Source organism: Kitasatospora sp. NPDC057512 (assembly GCF_042802135.1).
In the GTDB taxonomy this organism is placed as follows: Bacteria; Actinomycetota; Actinomycetes; order Streptomycetales; family Streptomycetaceae; genus Kitasatospora.
This window is the reverse complement of the sequence record NZ_JBHVET010001036.1, coordinates 1-2,285: the sequence shown is the minus strand read 5'-3', so window position 1 is coordinate 2,285 and position 2,285 is coordinate 1. Positions and strand designations below refer to the sequence as shown.

The 2,285-nt window shown below is 67.7% G+C and carries 3 protein-coding genes; 1 reads left to right on the top strand and 2 read right to left on the bottom strand.

Annotated elements, in window-relative coordinates:
• Nucleotides 1-37 precede the first annotated feature (37 nt).
• Nucleotides 38-949 (bottom strand): permease-like cell division protein FtsX, encoded by a 912-nt coding sequence (gene ftsX / locus ACFU6K_RS37225; RefSeq protein WP_049653435.1) that lies wholly within the window; start codon nt 947-949, stop codon nt 38-40.
• A 79-nt stretch (nt 950-1,028) separates the two neighbouring features.
• The gene (gene ftsE / locus ACFU6K_RS37220) at nt 1,029-1,718 is read right to left on the bottom strand and encodes a cell division ATP-binding protein FtsE (RefSeq protein WP_049653434.1); all 690 of its coding nucleotides are present in this window, start codon (nt 1,716-1,718) and stop codon (nt 1,029-1,031) included.
• Between the two features lie 350 nt (nt 1,719-2,068).
• Between ftsE and ACFU6K_RS37215 the strand changes: the two genes are divergently transcribed.
• The gene (locus ACFU6K_RS37215) at nt 2,069-2,263 is read left to right on the top strand and encodes a hypothetical protein (RefSeq protein ID WP_049653432.1); all 195 of its coding nucleotides are present in this window, start codon (nt 2,069-2,071) and stop codon (nt 2,261-2,263) included.
• The last annotated feature ends 22 nt before the right edge of the window (nt 2,264-2,285 follow it).

Sequence of the window (2,285 nt, the reverse complement as noted above, 5' to 3'; positions counted from 1 at the left end):
GCGCAGTGCCGTCCGGGGCCGTCGGGGCGTCCGGGGATCAGACCTTGAGGTACTTGCGCAGCGTGAAGAACGCGGCCACACCGGCCATGCCCATACCCACCACGATCAGCAGCGGTATCACCGCCAGCACCGAGCCGAGGCCGATGAAGTGGATGAACTGCACCCGGTCGGCCAGCCAGTTCTGGACGAAGAAGTGCCCGCCGATCAGCAGCCCGGAGGCCATCATCGCGCCCAGCAGCGCCGAGAAGGCCGCCTCGGCGATGAACGGCATCTGGACGTAGAAGTTCGACGCACCGACCAGGCGCATGATCCCGGTTTCACGCCGTCGGCTGTACGCCGACACCCGGACGGTGTTGACGATCAGCAACAGCGCGACGAACAGCATCAGCACCATGATCACGAAGGCCGCCGTCTGGAGGCCGTTCAGCAGGCCGAACAGGTTCTCCAGGATCTTCCGCTGGTCCTCGACCGACTTGACGCCGGGCTTGCCGGCGAAGGCGCTCTGGATCACGTCGTACTTGGTCGGGTCGTTGAGCTTGACCCGCCAGGACTGCGGCATGGCGTCCGCGCCCAGGACGGAGATGAGCGGGTTGTCCGGGTTCATCTCCTTCCAGTGCTTGTACGCGTCGGCGGAGCTCTCGTAGGTGGACGACTGGACCACCGAGGTCATCTTGTCCAGCTGGTCCTTGATGTCCTGGACCTGCTGGTCGGTGGCCGCGCCCTTGTCGCACTGGGGCGAGTTCCGGGCGTCCGCCTTGGTGCAGAAGTAGATGCTCACCTCGACCTTGTCGTACCAGTACCCCTTCATGGAGTTCACCTGGTCGCGGACCAGGAGCGAGGAACCGGCGAGGGCGAGGGAGAGCGCGACACTGACCACGACCGCGATGGTCATGGTCAGGTTGCGTCGGAGACCCACACCGATCTCCGACAGGACGAACTGGGCACGCATGCGGGAAACAACTCCAGGGTCGGTACTGCTCCGGGACTGGCGGTTCGGGCCGGCGGCCCTACGGGTCAGCGCTGGTCGGTCAGTGCTGGTACCCGTAGACGCCGCGGGCCTGGTCGCGGACGAGCAGCCCCTTGTCGAGCTCGATGACGCGCTTGCGCATCTGGTCGACGATGGCCTGGTCGTGGGTGGCCATCAGCACCGTGGTGCCGGTGCGGTTGATGCGGTCGAGCAGCTTCATGATGCCGACCGAGTTCTGCGGGTCGAGGTTGCCGGTGGGCTCGTCCGCGATGAGCAGCATCGGACGGTTCACGAAGGCCCGGGCGATCGCCACGCGCTGCTGCTCACCACCGGACAGCTCGCCCGGCATGCGGTCCTCCTTGCCGCCGAGGCCGACCAGCTCCAGCACCTCGGGCACCACCTTGTTGATGGCGCTCTTGGGCTTGCCGATCACCTCCAGGGCGAAGGCGACGTTCTGCGCGACCGTCTTGTTCGGCAGCAGGCGGAAGTCCTGGAAGACGGTGCCCAGCTGGCGGCGCATGTGCGGCACCTTCCAGTTGGACAGCTTGCCGAGGTCCTTGCCCAGCACGTGCACCGCCCCCGTGGTGGGGCGTTCCTCGCGCAGGCACAGGCGCAGGAAGGTGGACTTGCCCGAGCCGGACGAGCCGACCAGGAAGACGAACTCACCCTTCTCGATCTCCAGCGAGACGTTGTCCAGGGCGGGACGGTTCTGCTTGGGATAGGTCTTGGAGACGTTGTCGAATCTGATCACGGCTGCATCACGGAGGCCATCCTAGGCGGCGCCAGTCCTTGGTCGGTCCGCCCCTGGGGCCCGGCCCGGGGGCGGGCGAAGGGAGCGCGGAGGGCCGCTCCCGGACTGGGACCATACGCGAATCGGCGTCCGGCCCGCAGGGGCCGCCCGCGACAACGGTCGCCCCCTGGGGGAGAATGTCCGTTTATGCCCCGAATATCGGGGGCCATCTCACAGCCCGGGAGCCGGAACCGCCGGAACCTGGCAGAGTGGAGGGGGCGACCGCGTCACGGCCGCTCCCCCGTACAGGGCAGTACCTGGAACCAAAGCCCCGTCCGGCGCGTTGGCTGTAGCAGCGAGGAGGAGATCGCATGACCTGCGACCATCTGGTGTGCGCCAACTGCAACGGCCGCGTCAGCGACGGGCGTTGCCCGGTGTGCCGGGCCAACCGGGCCCGGATCCAGGAGCAGCAGAGCCCGTTCGCCGCACTCTCCCCCGCGATGCTGCTGGCCCTGCTGGCCGGGCTGCTCGCGGTGGCGCTGATCGCGCGGCAGGCGCTGGCCTGACACCCCACGAGACGTACGAGGA